Source organism: Granulosicoccus antarcticus IMCC3135, from assembly GCF_002215215.1.
GTDB classification, from domain to species: Bacteria; Pseudomonadota; Gammaproteobacteria; order Granulosicoccales; family Granulosicoccaceae; genus Granulosicoccus; species Granulosicoccus antarcticus.
In genome coordinates, this window is record NZ_CP018632.1 from 2,057,878 (window position 1) to 2,083,570 (window position 25,693).

Sequence of the window (25,693 nt, forward strand, 5' to 3'; positions counted from 1 at the left end):
CGCGTGAATGGTCGAGTGCGGAGCTGGAGGTACACTCTCTATTTGAAAGAGGAGGGCAAGTTCAAAGATGGCGCCTTGCGGTGGCTGCAACATGACGTAGCCAAGGCTGATGAGTCCAGTGATTGCTTGCAAAGTCTGTTATCTCGTCCTGATAGCTCAAGGATAGCCCGATGCTGTCCAGACCTTCTAGAAACATCCGGCGATGCCGGGGCATCAGTTCGAAACTTGCTTGAACGTTGCGACTACGCAGCGATTGTGCAGTGATATCGATGTCAATACTATTGTTGGCAGAATCGTTCGCATCATCCATCAATTGCGCCACTTGCTCAGGTGGCAGTGTTATCAGTAGAAGGCGATTGTTCATGGCATTGGCATGGAATATCTCGGCAAAGCTTGATGCAACCACAGCCTGAATACCGTACTGCTGCATTCCCCACACGGCATGTTCCCGACTTGAGCCGCAACCAAAATTGGAACCTGCAATCAGGATCGAGGCGTGTGCATAGGCATCCTGATTGAGAATGAAATCGGGCCGACGCTGACCTTGTGTATCAAAGCGGAGATCATACAACAAACCTTCTTTGAGTCCTGCCTTGTCAATGCCGCGCAAAAACTGCTTGGGCATGATCTGGTCGGTATCCAGATTTTCGATGCATAGTGCTGCTGCCTGTCCCTGTATACAAGTGTTATCGGTCATGACAAGACCTCCAGTTGACGTACGTCGGTGATGTGTCCAGAGACAGCTGCTGCGGCTGCCATCGCCGGGCTCATGAGGTGTGTAATGGCGCCGCGCCCCTGACGACCTTCGAAGTTGCGATTGGTGGTCGAGGCGCATCGTACACCGGCAGCCAGCACATCATCATTCATGGCCAGGCACATGGAGCAACCAGCGTTGCGCCACTCGAAACCTGCTTGTGTGAATATACGATCCAGCCCTTCAGCTTCGGCGGCTCTCTTCACCGCACCTGAACCCGGTACGACCATGGCACGCACGCCCTGGGCAACCTGTCTGCCGTGAACAATACCCGCCGCCGCACGCAGATCCTCGATCCTGCCATTAGTGCAGGAGCCGATAAAAACGTGTTGTATCGCTGTGCCTTCGATAGCAGAACCTGCCCGCAGTCCGGTGTAGGCCAGCGCACGTGCAGCGCTGCCGCGCACCGAATGGTCCAATATCGTATCCAGGGCCGGGATACTACCGTCGATAGCCACAACCTGATCAGGGCTGGTGCCCCAGGTGACCTGAGGGGCGACATGGCTGGCATCGAAGTGATGTTCGATATCAAAAACGGCATCCGTATCTGAATGAAGCTTGTCCCATGCTGCAAGTGCTGCATCCAGATACTGCTCTGCGATGTCCGGCGCACGGCTTGTGACATAGTCAATGGCCTTTTGATCCGGTGCGATGAGCGCACCGCGCACGCCAGCCTCAAGGATCATGTTGCACAGGGTGAAGCGTGCCTCGACCGATAGCGCATCGATTGTCGTACCGCAGAACTCGACAGCGTAGCCACGCGCGCCTTGTGCACCGATGCGTCCAATGACATCAAGCACCAGGTCCTTGGCCGTTGTGCCCACAGGTAGCGTGCCGTCGATACGGATGCGCATATCCATGGCAGGTTTGTAGACCAGTGTCTGGGTAGCCAGAACATGTTCTACATCAGTTGTACCGATACCAAATCCCAGCGCTCCCAGAGCACCATAGGTCGTTGTGTGGCTGTCGCCGCAGATCACGACCATGCCCGGGCGGATCAGGCCCAGTTCAGGCGCCACCACATGTTCTATACCTTGCAGTGCATCGTTGGTATCAAACAGGGGAATACCGAAGTGATCACAGTTCTTCTTCAGGTTCCGGGCTTGCAATGCGGAGGCTGGGTCCGAGATGATTCGAACCCGGGTAGGGTGAGTCGGGATGATGTGGCTAACCACTGCCACGTTCTGATCGGGCATGGGCACTTCATGGCCTTGCTCGTATAGTCCGGCGAAGGCCTGCGGGCTGGTGTACTCGTTCATCAGGTGCAGATCGCAAAACAGCAACAGGTTCTCGTCATCAAGCCATGTCACCGTATGCGAATCAACCAGCTTGCGATACAGCGTCCTGGAAGTCATGAGGGCTCCCTTGACAAGAAGGGCAGGACTTTGGCAAGCAAGGCATCGGGTGCTTCCTCGGCGATGTAGTGGCCGCAGGGCAGTGCTTCGCCTTCCACCTGGCGTGCCAGAGCTTGCCATTCATCAAGCGGCTTGAAGCAGCGTTGGATGACCCCTTGTTCACCCCACAGCACCAGCATGGGGGCCTGGATCAGGCGACTTGCTTCGATATCGACGCGTTCGTGCTCCATGTCGATACTGGCCGCGGCCCGATAGTCCTCGCAGATGCCATGGGCCGCACCAGTAAGAGCTATGCAACGCTTATATTCAGCTAATGCTCGCGGATCGAAAGGTGCCAGGCCCGCGCTGCGTCGGCCCATGACATCAGCAATAAAGGCTGCCGGGTCCGCTTCGATAAGGCGTTCGGGCAGCGGGGCAGCTTGAATCAGAAAGAACCAGTGCCAATAGGCGCGCGCGAAAGTTTCACTGGTTTGCTGATACATTGAGAGTGTTGGTGCAATGTCCAACAGGATCAATCGGGATACGGCCTGCGGGTGATCAACCGCCAAGCGGTGTGCGACTCGGGCGCCACGATCGTGTGCAAGCACATCAAAACGATCAAAGCCGAGACTGCGCATCAGTGTCACCTGATCTTGTGCGAACACACGCTTTGAGTAGTTTGAATGATCGGGCAAACCTGCAGGCTTTGAAGAATCACCGTAACCACGCAGATCGGTCGCCACCACGGTAAAGCGTTCTGCGAGTACCGGTGCGACCTTATGCCAGATGGAAAGCGTTTGTGGGTGACCGTGCAGGAGCAGTAGAGGGGGACCACTGCCGCCAACAACCGCATTGATATGAATGTTGGATTCGACTTCGATGCGGTGCTGCGCGAAGCCTGGAAACAACTGATTGATCGTATCGAGCATCGACTTTTCTCCCGTGTCATGGTGTTCCGGCTAGTGCCATCTACAGGGACTTGTGGTAATTCCCTTTTCGATCGAGCACAGTGCGAAACACGCCTGATCGACCGAGTATCAACAATGTTAATCTTCACGTAACGTAAATGTAAGACGTAAAATGTGAAGTCTATGAACACACTTCGTGATCAATGGCCGTTAGCAAAAGATCTCCACGTCTTTTTGACTGTTATTCGCAAGCAAAGCTTTGCAGCCGCAGCCGAAGAGCTGGGTGTCTCACCCGCCTATATCAGCAAGCGCATTCGTCTGTTGGAAGAGGCGTTGAATGCACGATTGTTTCACCGAACCAGCCGACGCTGCTCACTGACCGGTGATGGCGAGCTGGTCGAGCGTGGCGCAGTACAGATACTGGATGACATGGATTCTCTGTTTGATACGCTGTCAACTGCGCGTCAGAGCCCACATGGCTTGCTGCATATCTGCAGTAGCTTTGGGTTCGGTCGAAACCATGTCGCACCGGCGGTCGCGATGCTGGCCGAACAGTTTCCCGAACTTGAAATTCGGTTTGACGTCTTTGATCGAGTCGTTGACATCGTTGGCGAAGGGTTCGATCTGGAAATCAGGGTAGGCGACGACTTACCCGGTCAGCACATCAGCCGCCATCTTGTCTCGAACCAGCGAGTATTGTGCGCAGCCCCCGATTACCTCAAACGGCGTGGTACCCCGACGAGGCTGGACCAGCTTGCCGAGCACGATTGCCTGGTGATCAAGGAGCGCAACAATGCATTTGGCGTCTGGGACTTGCAAGGTAATGGCCATGCAGAGACGGTCCGCATCAACGGCCCTTTGTCATCGAACAATGGCGAGATCGTGCTGCAGTGGGCCTTGCACGGGCGCGGCATACTGCTGCGCTCGATGTGGGATGTCGGACCGCTGCTGAAGCAGAAAAAACTGGTACGCGTACTCGATGACTATAGCCAGAGCGCCGATGTCTGGGCGGTCTATTCAACGCGCGTTGCGAACTCGGCGAAGCTGCGGGTTTGCCTGGAATTTTTCGAACAGCACTTCGGACGTATGGATGGGTGATTGAACAAGGGGTTGCACGGTGTCTGGAGCGCCAGGGATGCTTGGCTAGAAATGAGCAAAACGATTATCTCAATAGATAAGGGCAGTGTCTGTGTTGGTGATTATGGCCTCCTGGCTATCGTATCCCTCCACCAGTGATTCGGCCATCTGTCACTGCTTTTATATTTCCGAGAAAACGTGAAATTTCCTGGCCTCGGCAGCTACGGACATATCAGGGCAAGAGCTAACAGGGTTCGAGGCATTGCCTGCGATGGGACAAACTGATCTGGCGAAAAAATTCAAGTCAGTCATTACCCAGTCTGGATTGAATCCCAAACGATTGGAAGTGGAAGTTACCGAATCGGTATTGATGCTAAATACGGACTCTGTGCTCAAAACCCTGTCCGAATTACGGGAGTTCTGTGTGAGCATCGCGATGGATGATTTTGGTACGGACTATTCCAGTTTGAGCCATCTCTCAGATGCAGGTTGCAAGTCGGCTCATGGCTACTATCTGATATCGTTACATGCGGTTTTTCGATGATTACTGATGATAATTAATCACTTTAAGTAACCGTTCGAATAGGGCAGTCTTGCTCCTGCTTGCCATGAATCGGATCGAGAATCTGGGCGATTCTGTTACCCAAACAGAAGTCTGATGGCCTTGAAAAGGACGCTGTCCTCGTGCTCAAGCAACAACCATGTGCATTAATGTAGTGACAGTCGATTTGATCGTTGCTACGTTTTCGTTCACTGAGCATTGACTCAAAAAGGATAGTTCAATGATCCAAGACAACCCGGTTCTCATCGCAGCAATCCGTGACCGCTTTGCCCATGTAGACAGCTGCCCTTTTCAGGGGCCACGCATCTATCTGGAGAACGGAGGCGGTGCTCTGACACTGAAATCAGTAGTTGAGACCTCGGCATTCTATGCCGCCATACCCGACAATCAGGGAAGAGACAATCCGGCTGCTGCTGCGCTGTCCAGTACGATCGACAAGGCCAGGGCTGACTTGCGCCTGTTCATGAATCCTGCCTCGGGACAGTTCATTGTTGGCGAGACCGGTACTGAACTGTTGTTTCGCATGATCCGCACCGCTTGCATCAACGCAGCAAAGGGCGCCAAGGTCATTGGTAGCTCAATCGAACACCCTTCCAGCCGTAGCGCAGCCCAGCACTGGGCTACCGCGGCAGAAATGGAATACGTGAATGTGCCGCATGAGGATGCCACAGGGCTTGTCACTGCCGAGGCATACGCCTCTCACATGACACCGGATGTTGCTGTAGCCACCATCCTGCACGCATCGCCAGTTACCGGCATCGGTATGGATGTGGCCGCGATTGCCAAGGCGATCCGTGCAGTGTCGCCGGATTGTTTCATTATCGTCGATGGTATCCAGCATGCCGCGCACGGCCAGATGGACCTGCAGGCTTATGATGTTGACGGTTATGCCATTTCGCCTTACAAAGTATTTTCGCGTCACGGTTATGGCATCGCCTGGATCTCCGATCGACTCGCCGGGTTGCCACACGAGTCGCTGAATGGTGGTCCAGCTCTGAACTGGGAATTAGGTACACGCGACACGGGCGCCTTTGCAACGATGTCCAACGTTGTCGATTACTTTGACTGGCTGGGAGGGGAAGTTTCGGAGCGAACCGAGCCTCGCCAACGTATCGAGGCGGCAGGCAGAGCGATTCACGCCTATGAAACCCACCTGACCAATGCATTGATTAGCGGTACCGCGAACCTGCCCGGGCTTCAAGACATGAGCGAGGTCACCATTCTTGCGGGAGTAGATAATGCGAGTCGTGAAGGCACCGTGTCTTTCGTGGTTGACGGCTTGGCATCTACAGATGTTGTGGAATTCTTGAAGAAGCAGGGAATTCGCACTCATACCCGCAAGGCGGACCACTACAGTGGCAATATTCTGGTTCCTCTGAACCTGCCCGATTGCATACGTGTTTCCATGTGTCACTACAACACGACGGATGAAGTGGCTCAGGCCTTGAGAGCGATCAGGGAGATCATCAGTAGCAAACCACAGTTGGCTTCTTGAAGTGACATTTAAGACAGTTCAGGATCGCAGAATGAACATCTTGAGCGTCCTGCATTATCGAAATTGTCCTGTTTGGTGCGTCACGGACTGAATGATGAAAATCCCTTTGATCAATATGTCCAGACTCGGCGAATATGGCTTGCTGTTTCAGAGTGAGGGCCCGCTCAGTCTGGATATACAAGGGCGTTTTTGGGCTCTGGATTTGCAATGTCGAGAGATTCAGGGGGTCGACGAACTTGTCCTGGGAATGCACAGTTTGCTGTTGTGCCTGTCACCAGGGGCAGATCCGGAAAATATCCGTCTGCAAGTCCTGCAACAGTGGCGATCAATCAGTTCGATGCCACCCAATGAGACGATAGTGGATATCCCTGTGATCTATGACGGGGAGGATCTGATTGAAATTGCGGATCAGAAATCCATGACTGTTGAAGACATCGTGCGGCTCCATACGCATGCGGAGTACACCGTTTTCGCGCTGGGAAGTCAGCCCGGCTTCCCTTATCTGGGAGGTCTGGATGAGCGTCTTGCCGTACCACGGCGCTCTGAGCCTCGGGTACGGGTCGAGGCTGGTAGCGTGGTTATAGGGGGAACCCAAACAGGCGTCATTTCACGTACCTCTCCCTCTGGCTGGCACATCATTGGGCATACCCAGACGGAACTTTTTGATATCAACAAAGCTAGGCCTGCCTTGCTATCCCCCGGTGACAGGATTCGGTTTGTCACAGCGACGGTGGACAAGTGATCGAAATCATCACACCAGGCTTCTACTCCTCGGTTCAGGACAAGGGGCGGTTCGGGTACCGGTCAGCGGGCGTTGGTTGTTGTGGTGCCATGGATTCACAGGCGCTTGCCATCGGTAATGCAGCGCTGGGTAATACACCTGATGCCGCAGCGATAGAATTTACCCTTGGCGGTTTTGAGATCGAGGCGAAGAGTGATATCACTATCTGCCTTGCGGGAGCTCCGGTAGATGCTCAGGTAGATGGCAAACCGATATTTCGTTGGTGGCTGCAGACCGTTTTAAAGGGGCAGCGGCTGAAGGCAGGAAGATGCCAATCTGGAATGCGGGTTTATCTGTGCGTGCTTGGTGGTATTGAAGTACCGCTTGTACTTGGCTCCAGGTCGACCGACCTCAAAGGGCAATTTGGCGGAGTCGAAGGGCGGTTGCTCAAGCGCGGAGACCAACTGAGCATCGGCACTAACCCTAAGGGGGGCAACGCCACAAGTATTGGCATAAGCCCTCGAGGCTTTCCTGATCTCTGGCGAGACTTGAACGAAACGCCCACGCTGCGATTTGTTCCGGCCAGCGAGTGGGGTGATCTTGACGCGAATAATCAGGCCGAGTTTCTCACCAGTGACTGGCAAATCACGCCAGCCAGCAACCGCGTTGGTTATCGGCTCTCGGGGCCGGAATTACGACCTGAAACTCCACGTGAAATGCTGTCACACGGCATATTGCCGGGCACTATCCAGCTGCCACCGTCGGGGCAACCGGTGGTTCAGCTGATGGATGCGAACACCGCGGGTGGCTATCCCAAGCTAGGCAAGATCATTGATGCGGACTTGCCGGTTCTGGCGCAGATACCGTTGGGGGAAACTATCCGCTTTCAGTCTTGCACTATCGAAGAGGCCACGACAGCGCAAGATAGACAGCATCTGCAAACAGAGAGCATACGGCGCCTGATGACGATGGCCCATGGGCGTTGCCAGAGAGAGATAAATTGAAAACCATTGATGTCAACTCCGATCTTGGGGAAGGCTTTGGCCCATACAACATCGCCCCGGATGAACAGATTTTTCCACTGGTCACGTCGGCAAACATTGCTTGTGGAGCTCACGCCGGCGATCCGCTGGTGATGGCTCGGGCTGTGGGGCTTGCATCCGAACACAAAGTTCGGGTTGGAGGGCATGTGGGCTACCCGGATCGAAACGGCTTTGGGCGGCGTGCCATGACGATGTCACTGAAGGAGCTGGAACTGGAAACCATTTCGCAACTGGGAGCACTGCGTGCGATAGCCGAACATGGTGGACAGATGATGACGCATGCCAATTTTCATGGAGCATTAGGCAACCTGTCGTTTGTCGATGCTGATGTTGCGCGCACATTGATTCTGGCAATGAAATCCTTCGACCCCGAGCTCAAGTTCATAGGCTTGCCGCATACCGAGGCTGCTTATGCTGCCGAGAATGCCGGTATTGAAATTATCCGCTCATTCCTGGCAGATCGTGGTTATATGGCAGTGGGCAAGCTGGCACCGCGCGGTACTGAATCCGCCCTGATCAGCGATCTGGAAATGGTGGAGTTACGGGTGGCTCAGACCTTGTCGAGTGGGAAGCTTCGGCTTATCGACGGACGAGAAATACCGTGTGAGTTTGATTCTGTTCTGGTGCATAGCGATACCCCAGGTAGCGTCGGTCTTGCACATGCAATCAGGGCCGGGATTGCGACAGCCGGACTGGCGATTGCACCCTATCAACTGTGATCTGGGGAAGTAACATTCCACACAAGCATCTCAAATTGAGGAAAAATGTGCCATGGTGGAATGAGAACCATTGGTTTTGAGATGCGGGCATGAACACACGGATTACTCTGAAGCAGCTTGAAACGCTGTACTGGATTGCTGAATTAGGCACGTTTGAACGTGCCGCCGCCCATCTGTGCACCACGCAATCGGCCATCTCCAAGCGTGTACAAGAGCTTGAACGGGGATCCCGGATAGAGATATTCGATCGCAGTTTACGGGGTGCCAGATTGACAGCGCGCGGTGAGCAACTTTTCGAGCTGGCCAAGCAGATTCTCCAGCTTCACGATCAGATTGTCGAGGTCCAGCAAGGGGACTCAAGCCAGCCAAAATCGCTGCGTATCGGAGTAACAGAGCTGACGACCATCACCTGGCTGCCGCAGCTGATTTCGGCCATAAAAGAGCAGTACAGCAATGTCAGAATCTATCCGAAAGTGGATATGGCAAGAGCGCTTTTCAATGATCTGGAGCAGAGTCAGCTTGACCTGATTGTCATTCCCGAGACATTCACCTTGCCTGAATTTTCCTCCATAGCCGTTGCAGATGTGCAGAACTACTGGATGGCAAAGAAAGGACTTGTCAATCTCCCCAGACCTATCAGGCACAGGGAGCTGGCCCAGTACCCCGTTCTGGTTCAGGGGCACTCATCAGGGTCGGGGATGTATCTCAATAAATGGCTCAAGGAGCGCGGTGTGGTTTTCCAGGAAACCCTGGTTTGCGACTCCATGACCGCGCTGCTCGGTTTAACTGTGGCCGGGCTTGGTGTTGCGTATCTGCCTTACGAATTTTGTCAAAGACTTGAAGAATCCGGGAAACTCGAAGTCATTGAAACAGAGACCTCCTTGCCGCCGGTACCCTATGTGGCCATGTATCGAGGTGATAGGCCGCATACGTTTGTTCACGAAATTGCCGAGCTTGTGAAGCTGCATTGCGATTTTGGCAAGAACTATCAAATCTAGTAGTCTTTAGGGATTTTTCACGATCCCTTAGTGCTGAAATGATTAAAGCATTCTAAACAGGAATGTAATTTAACGAAATTATATCGCTTTCTCTTGTACTGCCAATACCTGACCATGCATGAGGCAGATGTGTATTTGGCAACAATTCTGAAGGAGAGACGACATGATGTTTCGTTCAATCGCGGCGCTGATGATAGCAACTTCACCAGCCATGGCTGATAACTGGGATTTGCCAATGGCTTGGCCAGATGGCAACTTCATTACAACCAGTGCAGGAACTTTTGCTGACGAAGTCAGGGTCTCGACGGATGGGCGCGTCGATATCACCATTCATCCTGGTGGCTCTCTGGGTTTCAAGGGGCCTGAAATGCTTGGGGCGGTTCGGGATGGCCTGGTGCCGATTGCAGATGTGTTCCTTCCGCAGCAAATCGGGGATGAGCCCTTGCTTGGTCTGCCAGGCTTACCGTTCATGTTTCCATCGTTTGATGCGCTTGAATCGTTCGACAGTTTTTTTCGTGAAGACCTTGATGAAATCATGGCAAGCCACAATCAGAAGGTCCTTTTTACGATCCCCTGGCCGGCTCCACAGGTTTGGGTCGATAAGGAAATAACCGATATCGAGTCACTGGCAGGCATTCGCGTGCGAACCTACGACAAGACATCAACTGAAGTCTATGGTGCGGCAGGCATGACTCCGGTTCAGTTGCCATGGGGGGAAGTCATTCCGTCTCTGGCATCCGGTGCCATTGAAGGTGTCGTCACCTCATCATCATCCGCTGTTGATGGGTCGTTCTGGGAATTCCTGTCGTACGGATACCCGACGGCGCACTCCTGGAACCTGGATGCCATGACCGTTAACCTGGATAGCTGGAATGCTTTGAGTGATGAAGACCAGGCGAGCATCTCGAAAATCGCCTCGGATCTTCAACCTGCATTCTGGCAAGCAGCACGCGCTGAAGATGCGCAAAGAATGGCGACACTGGCTGAGAAGGGCATGACACTGGGTACTGTGTCTGCCGAGCTTCATGAGGCGCTTGTGAGCAAGGCTGAACCATTGCGTGCAGAAGCCATAGAGAAGCTTGGTGACAAGGGCAAAGCAATCTACGAAGCCTATCTCGCTACCCAGTAGTGGCGCTGAAGATTCATTGCGGCTCGAATCCTGAGCCGCGATCACAAAGGACAAGGGCGAATGATCACTGCCATGGATAGAGTCTCCAGGTGCCTGTCAATGTTGTCAGGCATTGCCCTGGGATGTGTTGCTCTGCTTATTGTGCTCGAAATTATCTTGAGAAATTTCTTTGATATAAGCCTGCATTTTCTCTGGGAGATCGGAGTTTTTGTCCATATGGGAGCTGTCTTTCTCGGACTGGCCTGGACGCTTCGTACAGGCGGGCATATTCGTGTGACTTGGCTGAAAGCGGTTTTCCCACGCGGGGCAGAGTGGCTTGCCTTATTGATAGGGTTCGCGATTTCAGCGTATGTCAGCTTCGCCTTGATCAAACTGGCTTGGTCCTATTTTCTGTCAGGTCGGACCAGCGGTTCAATAACGGATACGCCTTTGATGTATCCGGCAGCAGTTATTGCATTTGGCGCATCGTTTATGAGCTTGCAGATTCTCCTCCGAGCGTTGTCTCTGGCAAGAGGACTGCCCGAAGAAATCGATCCTGCCGCGTAGTTTCGAACGCCCTGAGACTGGACAGACATCATTATGCCCGCATCCGTTTTTGTACCCCTTGTTTTACTGGTTCTTGTTCTTGGCTCCGGTGTGTGGGTAGGCCTGGGACTCTTTGGTATCGGCATAGTCAGCCTGGAGCTGTTCAGGTCGATTCCTGTCGACAAACTGCTGGCGCAGGCGGTGTGGAACGGGCTGAATTCGCCAGAGCTTCTGGCATTGCCACTGTTCATCATGATGGCTGAATTACTTTATCGATCCCGTTTCATTGATGGCCTGTTTGAGGCTCTCGAGCCTTGGCTTCGGCATTTGCCGGGCGGTCTGCTACACATCAATATCGTTGGTTGTACCCTGTTTGCCCTTATTTCCGGGTCATCCGCTGCTACAACCAGCTCGGTTGGCCGCATTACCATCAACGAGTTGCTTGAGCGCGGGTACGACGAGAAGCTCATTCACGGCACCTTGGCTGGGGCAGGGACGCTGGGTTTCCTGATACCTCCCAGCATCGTGATGATTATCTACGGCGTTTTGTCACAAACTTCTGTGTTGAAGCTGTTTGCAGCCGGGCTGCTGCCAGGATTGCTACTGGCTGCCTGTTTTATGGGTTTTGTGATGATCGTGGCCTTCCTGCGTCCTGACAAAATCGGCAAAATTGAGTCAAGTGATGAAAACATCTGGCGAACCCGGTTCTCCAGGTTGCCAAGGTTATTGCCTTTTTTGATTCTGATCGTCTCCATCCTGGGGACCATGTACGGGGGGCTGGCCAGCCCTACAGAAGCGGCGGCGGTTGCGGTTGTGGCAACTATTTGCATCATGGCATTTGAAGGGAGTTTGTCGCTTGCAAGCCTGAGTGCTGCCGCCATCGGCACTTCACGCACGGTATCAATGCTCGGACTGATCATTGCGGCCGCATCGTTCCTGTCAGTAGCGATGGGCTTTCTGGGAATGCCACAAGCTATCGAGGCACATATCACCAACCTTGAGCTCTCTCCCTTGACCTTGATTCTGCTGTTGGTCGTTATCTATATCATTCTGGGCAGTTTTCTTGAAGGTATGTCGATCATCGTCATCACCATACCTATCGCCTTGCCACTGGTTGTGGGTGCAGGCTACGATCCGATCTGGTTTGGTATCTTTCTGATCCTGATGGTGGAGCTTGCACAGATATCTCCCCCTGTCGGTATGAATCTCTTCGTTCTACAAGGGTTGACGCGAAAACCACTTGGTCAGATAGTAGTGGCAGCCTTGCCGTTCTTTTTCATCATGCTGAGTTTTGTTGCGCTACTGGCCGTGGCTCCGGGAATAGTGACCTGGCTTCCCAGGGTATTATTTGGTTGATGTGGGGATGTAGCCATCAACAGCACTTCATTCTCTAGATATTGAATACCGAATGTGTTCTGTCTCGCGTTTTTCTTGCACAAGCGTTGACAACCTACTAGTAGGAAGGTATTCTCGCTGCATGAACAACAACCCGACAAGAGATCTCATATTGAACAGTGCGCAGGCACTGGCACAATCACGAGGGTTCAACGGGTTCAGTTATGCCGATATTGCTGCAGAAATAGGGATCAGAAAAGCCAGTATTCATCATCATTTTCCATCCAAGCATGATCTGGAAACCGAGTTGCTTGAGCGATACAGAGAAGGGTTTGTTGCTGAGCTCAAGTCCATTGAATCCAGTGTGTCTGGGAGTGTGGAGCGGTTGCAACGCTATGCGCAGTTGTATACCAACACCTTGAACAATCACTGCATTTGTCTGGCGGGAATGATGGCGTCGGATGTTGGGGCTTTGCCAGAGCAGTTAAAACCATCACTGGCATCATTTTTCAAGGAGCATATTGAATGGCTGACCAAGGTAATGACGGCAGGTAAGGGGACCGGTGAATTCAATTTCACAGGCAGTGCTCAATCCCAGGCGAGCGCTTTTCTGGCGGCCTTGCAAGGAGGCTTGTTGATGGCGAATGCCATGGGGGATGAGGCAGTATTCAAGAAATTGAAGCAGACACTGGTTTCACAGCTGAAGTAATTATTTTTGTTTGTCAATTGAACCTACCTACTAGTTGGGTGTCATAAGATTTAGAAGATAGTAGTCACGGGTATGTGAGAGATTCTCTGTCTATTAAGCCTACCATCTAGTAGGTTGATGGAAGAGGCAAGTTTGTAATCAGAAGTTGAAGCAAGATCCATTTTTATTTATTCATTTATCCTACCTTCTAGTAGGATGCTAACGAGAAGAAAACCATGTTCAACAATGAAACAGTCGTAATTACAGGTGGAACCAGCGGAATCGGACTGCGCGTAGCCGAGCGTTTAAGCAAGGCTGGTGCACGAACTGTGCTGGTCGGGCGTAATGCTGAGAAGGGTGAAGCTGCAGCAAGGGCCATTGCCGGAGCAAGCTTTGTTCAAGCAGATCTTGGGGATGTGGTGGATGTCGAGAGACTGGTTGCTCGTCTGAACAGAGACTTTCCAGGTATTCGTTACCTGGTCAACAATGCTGGCATATTCATCCCGCAGCCGTTTGTCGATGCCGAACAGAAAGACTATGACAGTTACCATGACATCAACCGCGGTACCTATTTTCTGACTCAGGCTATCGTCAAGCAGATCATTAGTGATGATCGCCCGGGCGCCATCGTGAATGTGGGTTCCATGTGGGCTCATCAGGCCATCAAAGCGACGCCTTCAGCGGCCTATTCCATGGCCAAGGCCGGACTGCATGCGTTTACACAGCATCTGGCGATGGAGTTGGGTGACAAGAACATCAGGGCCAATGCCGTAGCACCTGCGGTAGTGGAAACACCGGTGTACAACAGTTTTATCCCAGAAGAGCAGGTGGCTGAAGCTCTGGCAGGCTTTAACGCATTTCATCCTATCGGACGAATTGGTACTCCGGATGAAGTGGCCGCGGCTGTCGAGTTTCTTCTGTCCGACGAGGCGTCCTGGATCACGGGTTCTATCCTCAATGTGGATGGCGGTGTGATGGCTGGACGTAACTAAGGGCCTGTGCATAAATAACTATTCAATTACACAGAGTTGCATTATTCCCGTGGTTTTATCGTGTAGTTCCACTCGCCATGGAATTTGTGGGGGTGCAGGTTGATTGACTCCATTTCTTCGTCCGTTACCTTGCGCCCTTTCTCGTAGGTGTTTGTGTCAAGCTCACAGCGTACTTCTAGTCCTTGTTCTGTCTTCGTCGCTCCGATCAGCTCGATTACCGTGCGATAATCGTACAACGGCTTGCCGCGCCAGTTCATGGTGATAAAGCTGAAGAGTCGGTGCTCGATTCGATTCCATTTGCTCGTGCCCGGCGGAAAGTGGCTGACGCTGATTGATCGACCCAGCTCGTCACTGAGCCCCTGAAGTTCAAGCTTCCAGAGCCGGCTGCGGTAACCGTTACTGCCCCCGCAGTCGGCGGTGATAAAAATCTCGCGCGCCGATCCGTAACGTGCCTTGCCGGATGTCTGCCACCAGCGGCGGATGCTTTGCACCGCAAACTCGGCCGTGTCCGCACTGATCCCGACGTTCACCCAGGCGTCGTTGTCCGCGATGTCGTAAACGCCGTACGGAGCCACCCTGCCAAGCTCACCCTTGAAATCGTGGGTCTTGACCTTCTCCGGCTCACCTTTGGGGCGATATTCTTGGCCGCTGTTCTTGAAGGCTCCGACAAGCTCCTTCTTTTTCGTGTCTACCGACAGCGCAGGCTGTGCAGCCTTTATGTGTCGCTTGCTCTGTTTGGCGATATATAGAAATTGCGCGTTGCGGTCTGGATGCTGAGCTCCTTCGATCGTTTTTGCGTTGCCTTGCAAAGAGTAGCCCAACTGTTTGAGCAGCGTCGACACGCTCCGGAAACTCACTGAATGCCCTGCCGCGCCAAGCTCGTTTGCGAGCACCCGCACGCTCTTGGTCGTCCAACGCAGCGGCGACTGTGGATCGCCGCGTGTGCCCGGCTCCACAAGCGACTCCAGAGCACCGAGCAGTTCGGGGTCTTCGGCAAGTTTCGAGGGGCGTCCGGCACCCGGACGACGAACTCGACGCGGAGACTCAATCGCGCCGCCGTTGCGCTCCATCAGCTCGGCGATGCCGCTACGTATAGTAGGCATCGATAGGGCACTTGCTTCGTGAACGATCGTGATGCCGCCGTGACCCAATGCCATCGCCTCGGTGGCAGCCCATTCGCGCCGGCCTCGTTCGTCGAGTGAGGGAAGGATTTGCGAATATTTCAAACCAATTTTATCTACGAGACGCTTGCGCGACAATTCTTCTCTGCTCATGTGCTGAGCGTAGCAGATATTCTTATAATTTGAATATTAATATTTGCACAGACCCTAAGTAGATATTTCAATACAACAAGCAGGAATGAGGTCATGAAAAAGCACATACACCCCGTTATAACGCCTACGGTATTCGCCTGCTCAAATTGCGGGACTGAGATTCCATCTGCATCAACAAGGCAGGATCATGCGAGCCTTGATGTCTGTTCCAACTGCCATCCGGCGTATACAGGGAGGGTGGTGAGTGCAGTGTCAGGAAGCAGAGTCGATGCTTTCAATGAGCGCTATGGGGTCAGGTAGTTGTTTAAGGTACGGGCCGAATTACTCGGCCCGTACTGACCAGTGAATGCGTTTGAGAAAGCAATAGCAGAGAAACAGTACTAAAGCATTATCTTCAATCCGTCGTGTCCGACGTGCAACGGGCCTTCCCAAAAGTCTGCGACTGCCTCTTTCCAGTCCTGTTCGCCATAGGCTGGGTCATCGGAGGGAATGAGGTGCGATAGTGCTAATTGCCTGACACCAGCTTGCGTTGCGGTTTTAGCTGCATCGTGGGCAAAAGTATGAGAGCGCAACCAGTGAGCCATCAGCTTGTCGCTACCATTGCCGACTCGTTTCATGAGTGCAGGAAGGGCGTTTTCCAGCATGGCTTCATGAATGAGAAGGTCTGCGCCACGGGCAAAATCTTCGAGGGCCGCTATTGGCGCGGTATCCCCCGAAAAAACAACATGCGCTGAAGAGGTTTTGAATGAAAGAGCAAAACAGTCCACCAAAGGAGGGTGTTCGGTGCGGATAGCCGAAATACTCAGCCCGTCGCGCTCCATCACAATGCCTGCATCCATTACATGGATCTGCAGCAAATCGCGTAGATCGGGTCGTCCTTCATCTTCGATTCTCAGCTCGATATCCGCTTTCATTGAAGCAAGGAAACCTTGCCAATAGACATCCAGGCCGGCGGGCCCCCAGACATCAACTTTTGAACTCAAACCAGCGGTCCAGGCTGTATGGAGCAAAGGGCCGAGTTCCAGGTAATGATCTGAATGCAGATGACTGATGAAGATCAAGGAAAGATCCTTCAGCTGCATGCCTTGATCAACCAGCCCTCTGGTAACCCCAAGGCCACAGTCAACAACAATCTGTTGCCCGTCAAGGCAGAAGAGGTTGGAGGTTGGCATGGAGGAGCCCGGACGAATTGCGGGGCCTCCTTTGGTGCCCAGAAGGGCGACGTAATTCTGAGACATTCTGATTTCCTATGCTGCTTTGAAGCCGGCGTCCAGCGCCGATAGAATGGTGGTGGTATCTTGTTCGCTCAGCACCAGTGGTGGTGACAGTATGAGGTTGGGACCAGAAACTCTGACCATGGCGCCGGCTTGATACGTCACCTCTTGAACGGTGGCGGCAGTGTCTGCGTCGATAGGTTTTTTGGTGGCACGATCACTGACCATTTCAATGGCGGTCATGAGGCCGTAGCCGCCACGCACATCGCCGATAATGTCGTATTTTTCCATCAGAGCCTTACAGCCTTCGAACAACTGAGTGCCACGGGCGGCGGCGTTGTCTACAACATTCAATCGTCGGGTTTCAGCCAGGCAGGCCAGGGCTGCTGCCGCACCGACAGGGTGACCTGAGTAGGTGTATCCATGTGCGATCTTGGCGGCAGGGTTGCCCTCGAAAACTTCGACCATCTTGTCACCCAGCATGACAGCGCCAAATGGAAAGAATCCGTTTGTTATTGCCTTGGCAGTGCACATCATGTCGGGTTGAATACCCCATAGTCGTGCACCGGACCATGCGCCAGTACGACCGTAAGCGGTGATGACTTCATCGGTGATCAACAGGATGCCGTTTCTTTCGCAAATATCGCGAACCATGGGAGCGAATGAGGGGTGCGGCGGAATTACGCCTCCGGCTCCCAATATTGGCTCCATGATCATCGCTGCAATGGTATTGGCACCCTGAAATGCAATTTCGTCTTCAAGTGCGGCCACGCAAAGTTGAGCGAGTTTTTGCGGGTCGGTCTCGTTGAACGGGTTTCGGTAAGTGTAGGGTGCGGGGATGTGGAAGCAGCCGGGGAGCAGAGGCTCATACGCATTGCGGAAATTTGCATTTCCGTTAACGCTGGCGGCGCCCATATGAGTGCCATGGTAGCCTTTCTTGAGGCTGAGGAATTTGACTCGTCCGGGGTCTCCGCGCAATTTGTGGTATTGCCGTGCAAGGCGCAGTGCTGTTTCAACGGAATCTGATCCACCGGATGTGAAAAATGATCGGCTCATGCCATCCGGTGCGAAGAACTCGCCTAATTCGTAGGACAATTCGATGGCGACATCATTTGATGTTCCGCGGAACGTTGAGTAGTAGGGCAATCGGGATAGCTGATCGGTGATCGCATCTTTGACAGGTTGACAAGAATAGCCAAGATTGACATTCCACAAACCACCGACGCCATCGACGACACAGTGCCCGTCAATGTCTGTGATGGTGACTCCGCTCGATTGGGTGATGATCTTCGGTGGGTTGTCTATGCTGTCCTGGGGTGAGGTCATGGGGTGCCACATCAAGCGCCCGTTGTTCTCTTTCAGGAAATTCGATTTTTTCATGCTGTGGTGTCCGCTATTTGGAAATTTGATAGTTTTTTCGCCCAGATGAGCTCGATATTTTCAGGGGTTGTTCCTCCCCAATTGTGTGTAATTTCGCGGCTGGCTATTATCAGGTGCTCGAGAATGCAGTGTTCGAGTTCCGGGGTAAATCGTGTGGCCACACTGGCCACTGATACAGAGCCCGCAAAGAGGCCGGTCTGGTCAAAAACAGGTGTGGCGATACTGAGCACTCCCTCATCGAAGCTTCGATTGGTGTATCCGAAGCCTGTTTCCTGAGCACCCACAACGGCGTGCTTGAGTTCTTCCGCAGTTTTCAGCGTGAAGGGGGTGAAGGCTTCCATGTTTTTCAATGCCACGTCGATCAACTCTGATGGACCAAAGGCCAGAGCGCAGAGTCCGGATGCGGTCGCATGCAGTGGATACTTTTGTAAGTCGATGATGACCCGTGTGCTGTATCTGGGTGATTCGCGGGAGGTTAGTGGGTAAATATATGTGCCTGATAAAACCGAGACATGACTTGTTTCGCTGGTTGCGTTGGCAAGTTCCACTAGCGCCGCTTCTGCTCCCATCTTGCGTGGCACCGTGCTCTCGCGTGTTTGAGCCAATTGCAGAACAACAGGACCCAGTCGATAGCGTTTGGTCAGTGGATTCTGCTCAACAAACCCAACCTCCTCAAGTGCTTGCAGGTGCCGGTAGGTCGTCGTTTTGTCACGGTGTGCCAATCGGCATAGTTGTGATAAGCCAATTTCCGGCTGAGATTTGGAAAATAAAGCTAATAGCTCGAGAGTTTTCGCGGCGGAAGACATTCGATGATTTTTATTTTTTGAGATATTGAAAAAAAGTTTGACATAGCTTGATTAACAAGGCAATCTTTTTGTGAAATCGTAGTTCATTATATGAACCATTAATCGGAGTGAATGATGATAAGAGTTGCCAAGTTGATGACAGCAACGGCGCTGGCAGTGGTTGTAGGTGGGGTCGCAGTGCCTGTGCAGGCTGAATACCCGGAAAAGCCTGTTGAATTCATTGTCCCCTGGCCTCCGGGTGATCTGGAAGACGTATTGACCCGGATGATTGCCGATGATTTTCAGGAGACCTACGGTGTACCTGCTGCGGTTGTGAACAAGCCAGGCGGAGGTGGAGGGCCGTTTCCGGGCGCCATCGAGACCGCCAATGCTCCCGCTGATGGTTATACCGTTGGCTCGTTTCTCATTGCTATTCCGGTTGTTGGGCCCCAGTTAGGTATCCCTGAGCTGAGCCCGAACCCGTTTGAACCTTTGGGTAATTTTCTGACGTATCCCTTTGTTATTGCTGTAAGCAGTGATGCGCCTTATGAGGACATGGCAGGTTTGGCCGAATACGCCAACAGCAACGATGTCGTGCTGGGTCACTTTGGCGCACCTTTGGTGCCCACGCAGGTGACGCTGGGTCTGGCGAAAGAGATGGGTTTTGCATTTGCATCTGATGCTGCATTTGATGCGTTGGACTGCAACTCTCTGGCTTCGGGTGATGTAGATGTCATCAATACGACATTGCAGTTGATTCTGCCTTGTCTGGATGACGTCAAGGTTCTTGCCTCTATCGGTTCAGAACGAATTCCACTGACACCTGATACGCCGACCGTGGCAGAACTTGCACCAGATCTTGACGTAGCACTTTGGAATGGTCTGTTTGTACATAAAGACACGCCGCAAGACGTTCGTGAAAAGATCATCGCTGTGGCCAAGAAAACTGTCATGTCAGAACGCGCGCAAAAGCTTGCAGCTGACACGGGCGCGGCTGTGTACTGGCAAAGTGCTGATGAGGTGACAGCCCAGATCACAACTGATATTGAGACTCTGGGTCGCATTGCTCAATTGCTGGGTAACTGATCCAGACAGTCTTCGCACGAATATCAACAAGGACTTTGCAGAATGTCTCGAGTAAAGACGCTACAAGTGCTTTTCAAACGATATCGCCGTCCTGGCGATATCGTTTTCGCATGGGCTGTGCTGCTGCTTTCCCTATTTCTGTTGTCGCAACTGTTTGAACAGACTGCCTATAAACCAGGTACGAAATTCATCTCGCAACCTCGGTTCTGGCCTGCCATTACTCTAGTGGGAATGACTGGTTTTGCAGTGTTTCACCTACTGGGTTCGATGTTGTCCGAGCGAATTCACGGTCGTTGGAAAGAGGTGCTTCTCTGGGCCTCGTCGCTTGAATATGCCGGCTGGTTTGTCGGGTATGCAGCGCTTGTTCCCTGGGCTGGCTATCTGCCTTCAACCGTTGTTGTCACTCTGTTGTTGACTGTACGGGCTGGATATCGCGACCGTGTGACATTGATAGCTGCGGTTGCCAGTGCTGTCGTTATAGTTCTTTTGTTCAAGACATTCCTGCAGGTAAAACTGCCTTCAGGACAGATCTATGAAGTGTTGCCTGACGGGCTGCGCCAGATCATGCTGACCTATTTCTGATCGGAGCAAAACATGGAAAATCTTATTGCAGGGGCCGAGATGCTGGTCCGGTGGGATGTCATGCTTGCGCTTTTGGTCGGCTCTGTCGGTGGGGTGATTATCGGTGCCATCCCGGGTGTTGGTCCTGCTGTGGCAATTGCTATCCTGCTGCCCGCAACCTTTTCACTTGATCCGATAGTCGGCCTGACCATGCTTTTGGGGATCTATGGATCTTCAATGTATGGGGGCGCTATTCCCGCTGTTCTTATTAATACGCCGGGTACGGCGGTGAATGCCCTAACATCCTATGATGGGTATCCAATGACTCAACGGGGTGAGCCCCACCGTGCATTATCGCTTGCATATAGTGCATCGTTCTGGGGCGGAATGTTTGGCATTATCTGTCTGATCCTGCTGTCGCCTGTGCTGGCTCGAATTGCGCCTATGTTTGGCAGTCGTGAAATATTTCTCGCCGCACTACTGGGAATCATCCTGGTGGTACTGGCGCATCGTGGACAGATCTTTGCGGCAGGGTTGCTTGCGATGTTCGGAATTTTTCTGCAAACGATTGGACTGGATGGGGTGACGTACACACAGCGTTATACATTTGGTCTTTCTTTTCTAAGCTCAGGCATCAATCTCATCGTGGTTGTTCTGGGCTTGTTTGCGCTCAGCCAGGCATTTTTCCTGCTCACAGCCCCTGACAACATTCCTGATACTAAACCTGTTAGTGGACGGATGAGTGCAGGGTTGAAAGAATTGATGAAGCACAAACGTGTAGCAACAGTTGCATCGGTTTTTGGTGTCATCCTTGGCATGATCCCGGGGACGGGGGAGTTCACGGCGCAGTTCATGAGTTATACCTACGCTCAGAAGACATCAAAAACACCTGAGGCATTCGGCAAAGGTTCTTCTGAAGGGCTTATTGCCTCAGAGGCCGCCAATAATGCAGTGCCTGCCGCGGCGATGATACCGCTTCTGGCATTGGGGATTCCCGGCGAGGCGCTGACAGCGATGATGCTCTCTGTATTTTATGTGCACAATGTGATTCCCGGTCCGCAGTTGTTTCAGAACAATATTGACTTGGTATATGGCCTCTATTTTGCGCTGATTCTGCTTAATATCATTGTGGTGACATTTCTCTTTTTCTCGACTAACCTGCTGATAAAAATCATACGCGTACCAACACGATTGCTGGGCGTCATGATCCTGATTCTGTCTTTTGTTGGTGTGTATTCACTGCGCAATTCATTGACAGATTGCATGATTGCAGCAGGGTTCGGGGTGCTGGGCTTGGTCCTAAAACGATTGAATCTGCCCATTGTGCCGATCATTCTGGGTATGGTGCTAGGCGGAATCATGGAAGTAAAACTGCGTTCAGCCTTGCCGAGACTGAACACGCCTTTCGACATGATCGATCGACCAATAGCGTTCATTATCTTCATCTTGATTCTCTTGGTATTAGCGTTGAACATCCGCACCTTATTCAAAGAATGCCGGGCCCAACGGCCTGATGACGATCACGACCTCCACGACTCTCAAACACGGTAGGACTTCATGAACCAGAGCAATATCGACGCCCTGCGAACGCAAGCGGTGCCTTTCAGGGCTCACCTTATTGATGGCAAGCTATTGCCAGCGTCGGACAATGGCAGAATGGATGTCCTGTCTCCCATTGACGGACAGCTCTTGACGCAAGTGGCCAGAGGGACGGCAGCTGATATGCAGGCTGCCATCGCATCCGCAAGAGCTTCGTTTGAAGATAAGCGCTGGGCAGGTCAGCCACCTGCTGCGCGCAAGAAAGTCTTGCTGAAATGGGCCGATTTGATCGAAGCCAATGCGCTTGAATTAGCCGTTTTGGGGGTTCGTGATAACGGCACCGAGATTGGTATGGCTCTTAAGGCTGAGCCGGGATCAGCTGCGGGAACAATCCGCTACTACGCAGAAGCGCTGGACAAGATCTATGGTGAGGTTGCACCAACTTCCAGTGATATTCTGGGCTTGATACACAAGGAGCCAGTGGGTGTTGTCGGGGCGATCATCCCCTGGAATTTTCCAATGATGATTGGTGCATGGAAGCTCGGTCCTGCGCTGGCCATGGGTAATTCTGTCGTGCTCAAACCCGCCGAAACTGCATCCCTGTCACTGATGCGTATGGCAGAGCTGGCGCTTGAGGCTGGCCTGCCACCCGGAGTTCTGAATGCGGTTACTGGCGAAGGTGCCGTTGTGGGCGAAACCATGGGTCTGTCCATGGATGTGGACGTTCTTGTTTTCACCGGTTCAGGTGCTACGGGGCGACGACTGATGGAATATTCAGCTCGCTCCAACATGAAACGTGTTTATCTGGAATTGGGTGGCAAATCTCCTAATATCATTTTTGCAGATGCACCGGATTTGAGCGAGGCTGCGAAGGTTGCGGCTGCAGGTATTTTTCGTAATGCAGGGCAGGTTTGTGTGGCCGGTTCAAGGCTGTTGATTGAGACCTGCATTCACGATGAGTTCGTGGCTGAAGTGACACGGGTTGCCGAAGGCATGCGAGTGGGTGACCCTCTGAGTCTGGAAACTGCTATTGGTGCCGTGAATTCGGAAAGTCAGTTGAAGCAGAATCTTGGGTTTGTTGTCACTGCGCGTGCCGAAGGTGGCGAAGTTGTGACGGGCGGTGAACGGATACTGCAAGAAACAGGCGGCTATTTCATGTCGCCGACGATTGTGACAGGTGTGACACCCGGCTCGACTTTGGCGCAAAAGGAGGTGTTTGGTCCGGTTCTGGGAGTCACCCCCTTTGCAAGTGATGATGAAGCGGTTCTCATTGCCAATTCCACCGTTTATGGATTGGCTGGTGCCGTGTGGACATCGAGTCTTGCACGTGCTCACCGCATGATACGGGATGTCCGGACTGGCGTGATGCATGTGAACACCTATGGAGGTGCTGATAATACGGTGCCACTCGGTGGGGTTGGTCAGTCTGGCAATGGTCACGATAAGTCGATGCACGCGATAGAAAAATACATAAACCTCAAGACAGCGTGGATCAAGCTGTAGGGTCAATCGATAAGGAAGGGAAACCCATGCCAGACAAGAAAATTTTAGTGATAGGAACATATGACACTAAAAACGATGAGTTGGACTTTCTGGCTGATGTAATTCGCAGTCAGGGTGGGCTGGTCGTGACAATGGATGTGTCGGTACTGGGTGATCCAGACAAACCTGCCGATTACTCCAAACATGATGTGGCGGAGGAAGGCTTGAGTAGCATTGCTGCTGCGACTGATTCGGGTGATGAAAATCACGCGATGCAGATCATGGCGAAAGGCGCTGCTCTGCTAACGGCCAGGCTTTTTACGCAAGGTGTGTTTGACGGAGTGATTGTTCTGGGCGGAACCATGGGTACCGATCTGGCCTTGGATGTGTGTCTGGCTTTGCCGTTAGGCGTACCCAAGTACATCGTGTCTACGGTTGCATTCTCTCCTCTGATTCCGGCAGAACGCTTGGCGGCTGACACACAGATGATCCTCTGGGCTGGTGGGCTCTATGGCTTGAATGCGGTGTGTAAGGCCTCGCTGAGTCAGGCTGCGGGTGCCGTACTGGGGGCTGCGAGGGCTGTGGTGAAGCTCGATTCTAAAAAGCCATTGATTGGGATGACCTCTCTTGGTAAATCGGCGCTGCGTTACATGGTTTGGCTGAAACCTGCATTGGAGGAGCGTGGTTACGAAGTCGCGGTGTTCCATGCCACTGGAATGGGAGGACGCGCATTCGAAAGTCTTGCCGGGCAGGGGGCGTTTACGTGTGTTTTTGACCTTTGCACGCAAGAACTCGGTAATTTCATTAATGGGTCCAACATCTCGGCAGGTGCGGATCGACTGACGAATGCCGGACAGACTGGCACACCACAGATAGTGGCACCGGGTTGCTATGATCTGGTTGATATCGTTGGCTGGCAACCCATACCCGAAAAATGGTCAGCTCACTCGAAACACGAACACAATCGACTGCTTACCTCTGTCGTCCTGAATGAACAAGAGCGGCAATTGGTGGCTCGCTCGCATTCCGAGCAGCTAGCCAAAGCGAAAGGCCCGGTTGCCTTGCTTCTACCTGGGCACGGTCTTGGTGAGTGGGATCGAGAAGGGGCCGACTTGCATGACAAGGCAGGTCTTGATCACTTCTTTGAGATATTGTTGGCGACGTTGCCAGAAAATGTGGAAGTGCATTCAGTGGATTGTCATATCAATGACGAGGTGTTTGTAGAACACGCCTTGAGAGTATTTGACGATTGGTGCGCTAGAGGTATTATTGTAAGTTAGTCATGTGCACCTCGGTGTCTATGTGTGAGGATCAGTATGCGTGTTTTTCATGCTTGGCGTTTCTTGTCAGTGCTGTGCTGGTTAGTAGTCGCAGGCATGGGCGCATGGTCTTACTGGTCTCTGGGTGGAATTGGGGAGCTCACTGCAGAAGGAGATTCCAGAACCGCTTTGGATAAATGGTTTCGGTATTTATTCCTGCCGCTCGTTCTTTACGGTGTGTACATGGCCCGCAAGGAATATAAGCAAGCATGCGCAGAAATTCTGTTGGCCGAACCCAGGCTCAAAAAAGGCGGCAGGGCTATCAACGTCAGAAAGAGGTTCAGGGCATGCTAGCAGGTTGTCCACCGCTCGATGATGTCATCAAACGTGAAGCTCTCCTGTCTCTGGGTTTGCTGAAATAGTCAATCTGAAGTGAACGAGATCGAGGGATTCGCCCGTCTTGCAGAGGTGTCTGCGGATCTTGCGGATGTGACCATCAGGACATCGAATAGGCGCAAGTCTGGATCAGACGGTATGGCCCAATTCAGATTTAGAGGTGCAGAACAAACGATCCCGTTCGAGTTTCACAATAAAAATACGTCCAGCGACTTGATGAATGCTCTGGCTGTATTGTTCAACCCAACACCCGCTTACGCATTGGCTTATTTTGACTGGATGTTTCTAGTGACACGCCTTGCCGGCCCTGAGCGTATTGCACTCAATGCAGCCGTTGATCCGGGTTATGAAACGTTTGAGAGATTAGCGGGCCAGGTAACACGCTAACTGCTCTGTTGTTGGTCATTTTTCCGGCACAGGAAAAGGGAAGGCGGGCT

27 protein-coding genes are annotated in these 25,693 nt (G+C 52.5%); 20 read left to right on the forward strand and 7 right to left on the reverse strand.

The window, feature by feature from the left end:
* Positions 1–61: 61 nt before the first annotated feature.
* The 3 genes from leuD to IMCC3135_RS08935 are packed head-to-tail and all read right to left on the reverse strand — an operon-like array spanning position 62 to position 3,017.
* Positions 62–697: a 3-isopropylmalate dehydratase small subunit gene (gene leuD / locus IMCC3135_RS08925; protein WP_088917286.1), complete on the reverse strand. Its 636-nt coding sequence runs from the start codon at positions 695–697 to the stop codon at positions 62–64.
* Positions 694–2,109 carry a 3-isopropylmalate dehydratase large subunit gene (leuC, locus tag IMCC3135_RS08930; protein WP_088917287.1) on the reverse strand — a complete coding sequence of 472 codons (1,416 nt, stop codon included), beginning with the start codon at positions 2,107–2,109 and terminating at the stop codon, positions 694–696. The genes leuD and leuC overlap by 4 nt, the downstream gene beginning before the upstream one ends.
* Positions 2,106–3,017 carry an alpha/beta fold hydrolase gene (locus IMCC3135_RS08935; protein WP_088917288.1) on the reverse strand — a complete coding sequence of 304 codons (912 nt, stop codon included), beginning with the start codon at positions 3,015–3,017 and terminating at the stop codon, positions 2,106–2,108. The genes leuC and IMCC3135_RS08935 overlap by 4 nt, the downstream gene beginning before the upstream one ends.
* A 162-nt stretch (positions 3,018–3,179) precedes the next feature.
* Here IMCC3135_RS08935 and IMCC3135_RS08940 point away from each other — a divergent pair, with 162 nt between their 5' ends.
* The 12 genes from IMCC3135_RS08940 (at position 3,180) to IMCC3135_RS08995 (ending at position 14,280) form a co-directional block, all read left to right on the forward strand.
* A complete protein-coding gene (locus IMCC3135_RS08940; protein ID WP_088917289.1) occupies positions 3,180–4,094 on the forward strand; it encodes a LysR substrate-binding domain-containing protein in 915 nt (304 codons plus the stop codon).
* 250 nt (positions 4,095–4,344) lie between these two features.
* Complete coding sequence (locus IMCC3135_RS08945) at positions 4,345–4,617, forward strand: EAL domain-containing protein (protein WP_088921762.1); 273 nt, start codon at positions 4,345–4,347, stop codon at positions 4,615–4,617.
* Positions 4,618–4,855: 238 nt separating this feature from the next.
* Positions 4,856–6,130 carry an aminotransferase class V-fold PLP-dependent enzyme gene (locus IMCC3135_RS08950; RefSeq protein ID WP_088917290.1) on the forward strand — a complete coding sequence of 425 codons (1,275 nt, stop codon included), beginning with the start codon at positions 4,856–4,858 and terminating at the stop codon, positions 6,128–6,130.
* A 91-nt stretch (positions 6,131–6,221) separates the two neighbouring features.
* A complete protein-coding gene (pxpB, locus tag IMCC3135_RS08955) occupies positions 6,222–6,872 on the forward strand; it encodes a 5-oxoprolinase subunit PxpB (RefSeq protein ID WP_088917291.1) in 651 nt (216 codons plus the stop codon).
* Entirely contained in the window at positions 6,869–7,855 is a 987-nt protein-coding gene (locus IMCC3135_RS08960) for a 5-oxoprolinase subunit C family protein (protein WP_088917292.1), read from the forward strand. The genes pxpB and IMCC3135_RS08960 overlap by 4 nt, the downstream gene beginning before the upstream one ends.
* Positions 7,852–8,613, forward strand: a complete 762-nt coding sequence (locus IMCC3135_RS08965) for a LamB/YcsF family protein (RefSeq protein ID WP_088917293.1) — start codon at positions 7,852–7,854, stop codon at positions 8,611–8,613. The genes IMCC3135_RS08960 and IMCC3135_RS08965 overlap by 4 nt, the downstream gene beginning before the upstream one ends.
* A gap of 89 nt (positions 8,614–8,702) precedes the next feature.
* Positions 8,703–9,611, forward strand: a complete 909-nt coding sequence (locus tag IMCC3135_RS08970) for a LysR family transcriptional regulator (RefSeq protein WP_088917294.1) — start codon at positions 8,703–8,705, stop codon at positions 9,609–9,611.
* Between the two features lie 163 nt (positions 9,612–9,774).
* The gene (locus IMCC3135_RS08975; protein WP_088917295.1) at positions 9,775–10,740 is read left to right on the forward strand and encodes a TRAP transporter substrate-binding protein; all 966 of its coding nucleotides are present in this window, start codon (positions 9,775–9,777) and stop codon (positions 10,738–10,740) included.
* A 72-nt stretch (positions 10,741–10,812) separates the two neighbouring features.
* Positions 10,813–11,286, forward strand: coding sequence for a TRAP transporter small permease (locus IMCC3135_RS08980; RefSeq protein WP_157735856.1), 474 nt, complete (start codon positions 10,813–10,815; stop codon positions 11,284–11,286).
* A gap of 33 nt (positions 11,287–11,319) precedes the next feature.
* Positions 11,320–12,621, forward strand: coding sequence for a TRAP transporter large permease (locus IMCC3135_RS08985; protein ID WP_088917297.1), 1,302 nt, complete (start codon positions 11,320–11,322; stop codon positions 12,619–12,621).
* A 121-nt stretch (positions 12,622–12,742) separates the two neighbouring features.
* Positions 12,743–13,309 carry a TetR/AcrR family transcriptional regulator gene (locus IMCC3135_RS08990; RefSeq protein ID WP_157735857.1) on the forward strand — a complete coding sequence of 189 codons (567 nt, stop codon included), beginning with the start codon at positions 12,743–12,745 and terminating at the stop codon, positions 13,307–13,309.
* Between the two features lie 215 nt (positions 13,310–13,524).
* A complete protein-coding gene (locus IMCC3135_RS08995; RefSeq protein WP_088917299.1) occupies positions 13,525–14,280 on the forward strand; it encodes an SDR family NAD(P)-dependent oxidoreductase in 756 nt (251 codons plus the stop codon).
* Positions 14,281–14,321: 41 nt separating this feature from the next.
* Here IMCC3135_RS08995 and IMCC3135_RS09000 read toward each other — a convergent pair whose 3' ends face one another.
* Positions 14,322–15,554 (reverse strand): ISAzo13 family transposase, encoded by a 1,233-nt coding sequence (locus IMCC3135_RS09000; RefSeq protein ID WP_088917300.1) that lies wholly within the window; start codon positions 15,552–15,554, stop codon positions 14,322–14,324.
* Between the two features lie 93 nt (positions 15,555–15,647).
* Here IMCC3135_RS09000 and rpmE point away from each other — a divergent pair, with 93 nt between their 5' ends.
* Entirely contained in the window at positions 15,648–15,854 is a 207-nt protein-coding gene (gene rpmE, locus IMCC3135_RS09005) for a 50S ribosomal protein L31 (RefSeq protein ID WP_088917301.1), read from the forward strand.
* 80 nt (positions 15,855–15,934) lie between these two features.
* Here the strand turns inward: rpmE and IMCC3135_RS09010 are convergent, their stop codons facing one another.
* The 3 genes from IMCC3135_RS09010 to IMCC3135_RS09020 are packed head-to-tail and all read right to left on the reverse strand — an operon-like array spanning position 15,935 to position 18,954.
* The gene (locus IMCC3135_RS09010) at positions 15,935–16,792 is read right to left on the reverse strand and encodes an MBL fold metallo-hydrolase (RefSeq protein ID WP_088917302.1); all 858 of its coding nucleotides are present in this window, start codon (positions 16,790–16,792) and stop codon (positions 15,935–15,937) included.
* A 9-nt stretch (positions 16,793–16,801) separates the two neighbouring features.
* Complete coding sequence (locus IMCC3135_RS09015) at positions 16,802–18,148, reverse strand: aminotransferase class III-fold pyridoxal phosphate-dependent enzyme (protein ID WP_088917303.1); 1,347 nt, start codon at positions 18,146–18,148, stop codon at positions 16,802–16,804.
* Positions 18,145–18,954 (reverse strand): IclR family transcriptional regulator, encoded by an 810-nt coding sequence (locus tag IMCC3135_RS09020; protein ID WP_088917304.1) that lies wholly within the window; start codon positions 18,952–18,954, stop codon positions 18,145–18,147. The genes IMCC3135_RS09015 and IMCC3135_RS09020 overlap by 4 nt, the downstream gene beginning before the upstream one ends.
* Positions 18,955–19,089: 135 nt before the next feature.
* On the opposite strand from IMCC3135_RS09020, the gene IMCC3135_RS09025 reads away from it, so the two are divergent.
* The 7 genes from IMCC3135_RS09025 to IMCC3135_RS09055 all read left to right on the forward strand — a co-directional run bounded on the left by IMCC3135_RS09025 (position 19,090) and on the right by IMCC3135_RS09055 (position 25,643).
* Positions 19,090–20,019, forward strand: a complete 930-nt coding sequence (locus IMCC3135_RS09025) for a tripartite tricarboxylate transporter substrate binding protein (RefSeq protein ID WP_205737970.1) — start codon at positions 19,090–19,092, stop codon at positions 20,017–20,019.
* A gap of 42 nt (positions 20,020–20,061) precedes the next feature.
* Positions 20,062–20,601, forward strand: a complete 540-nt coding sequence (locus IMCC3135_RS09030) for a tripartite tricarboxylate transporter TctB family protein (RefSeq protein WP_088917305.1) — start codon at positions 20,062–20,064, stop codon at positions 20,599–20,601.
* Between the two features lie 60 nt (positions 20,602–20,661).
* On the forward strand, positions 20,662–22,131 hold the full coding sequence (locus tag IMCC3135_RS09035) for a tripartite tricarboxylate transporter permease (protein WP_236994813.1): 1,470 nt from the start codon (positions 20,662–20,664) through the stop codon (positions 22,129–22,131).
* A gap of 6 nt (positions 22,132–22,137) precedes the next feature.
* Positions 22,138–23,622, forward strand: coding sequence for an aldehyde dehydrogenase (locus IMCC3135_RS09040; RefSeq protein ID WP_088917307.1), 1,485 nt, complete (start codon positions 22,138–22,140; stop codon positions 23,620–23,622).
* 26 nt (positions 23,623–23,648) lie between these two features.
* Entirely contained in the window at positions 23,649–24,881 is a 1,233-nt protein-coding gene (locus IMCC3135_RS09045; RefSeq protein ID WP_088917308.1) for a Tm-1-like ATP-binding domain-containing protein, read from the forward strand.
* Between the two features lie 248 nt (positions 24,882–25,129).
* Complete coding sequence (locus tag IMCC3135_RS33955; protein WP_157735858.1) at positions 25,130–25,282, forward strand: hypothetical protein; 153 nt, start codon at positions 25,130–25,132, stop codon at positions 25,280–25,282.
* Positions 25,283–25,292: 10 nt separating this feature from the next.
* Entirely contained in the window at positions 25,293–25,643 is a 351-nt protein-coding gene (locus IMCC3135_RS09055; RefSeq protein ID WP_088917310.1) for a hypothetical protein, read from the forward strand.
* Positions 25,644–25,693: the final 50 nt, after the last annotated feature.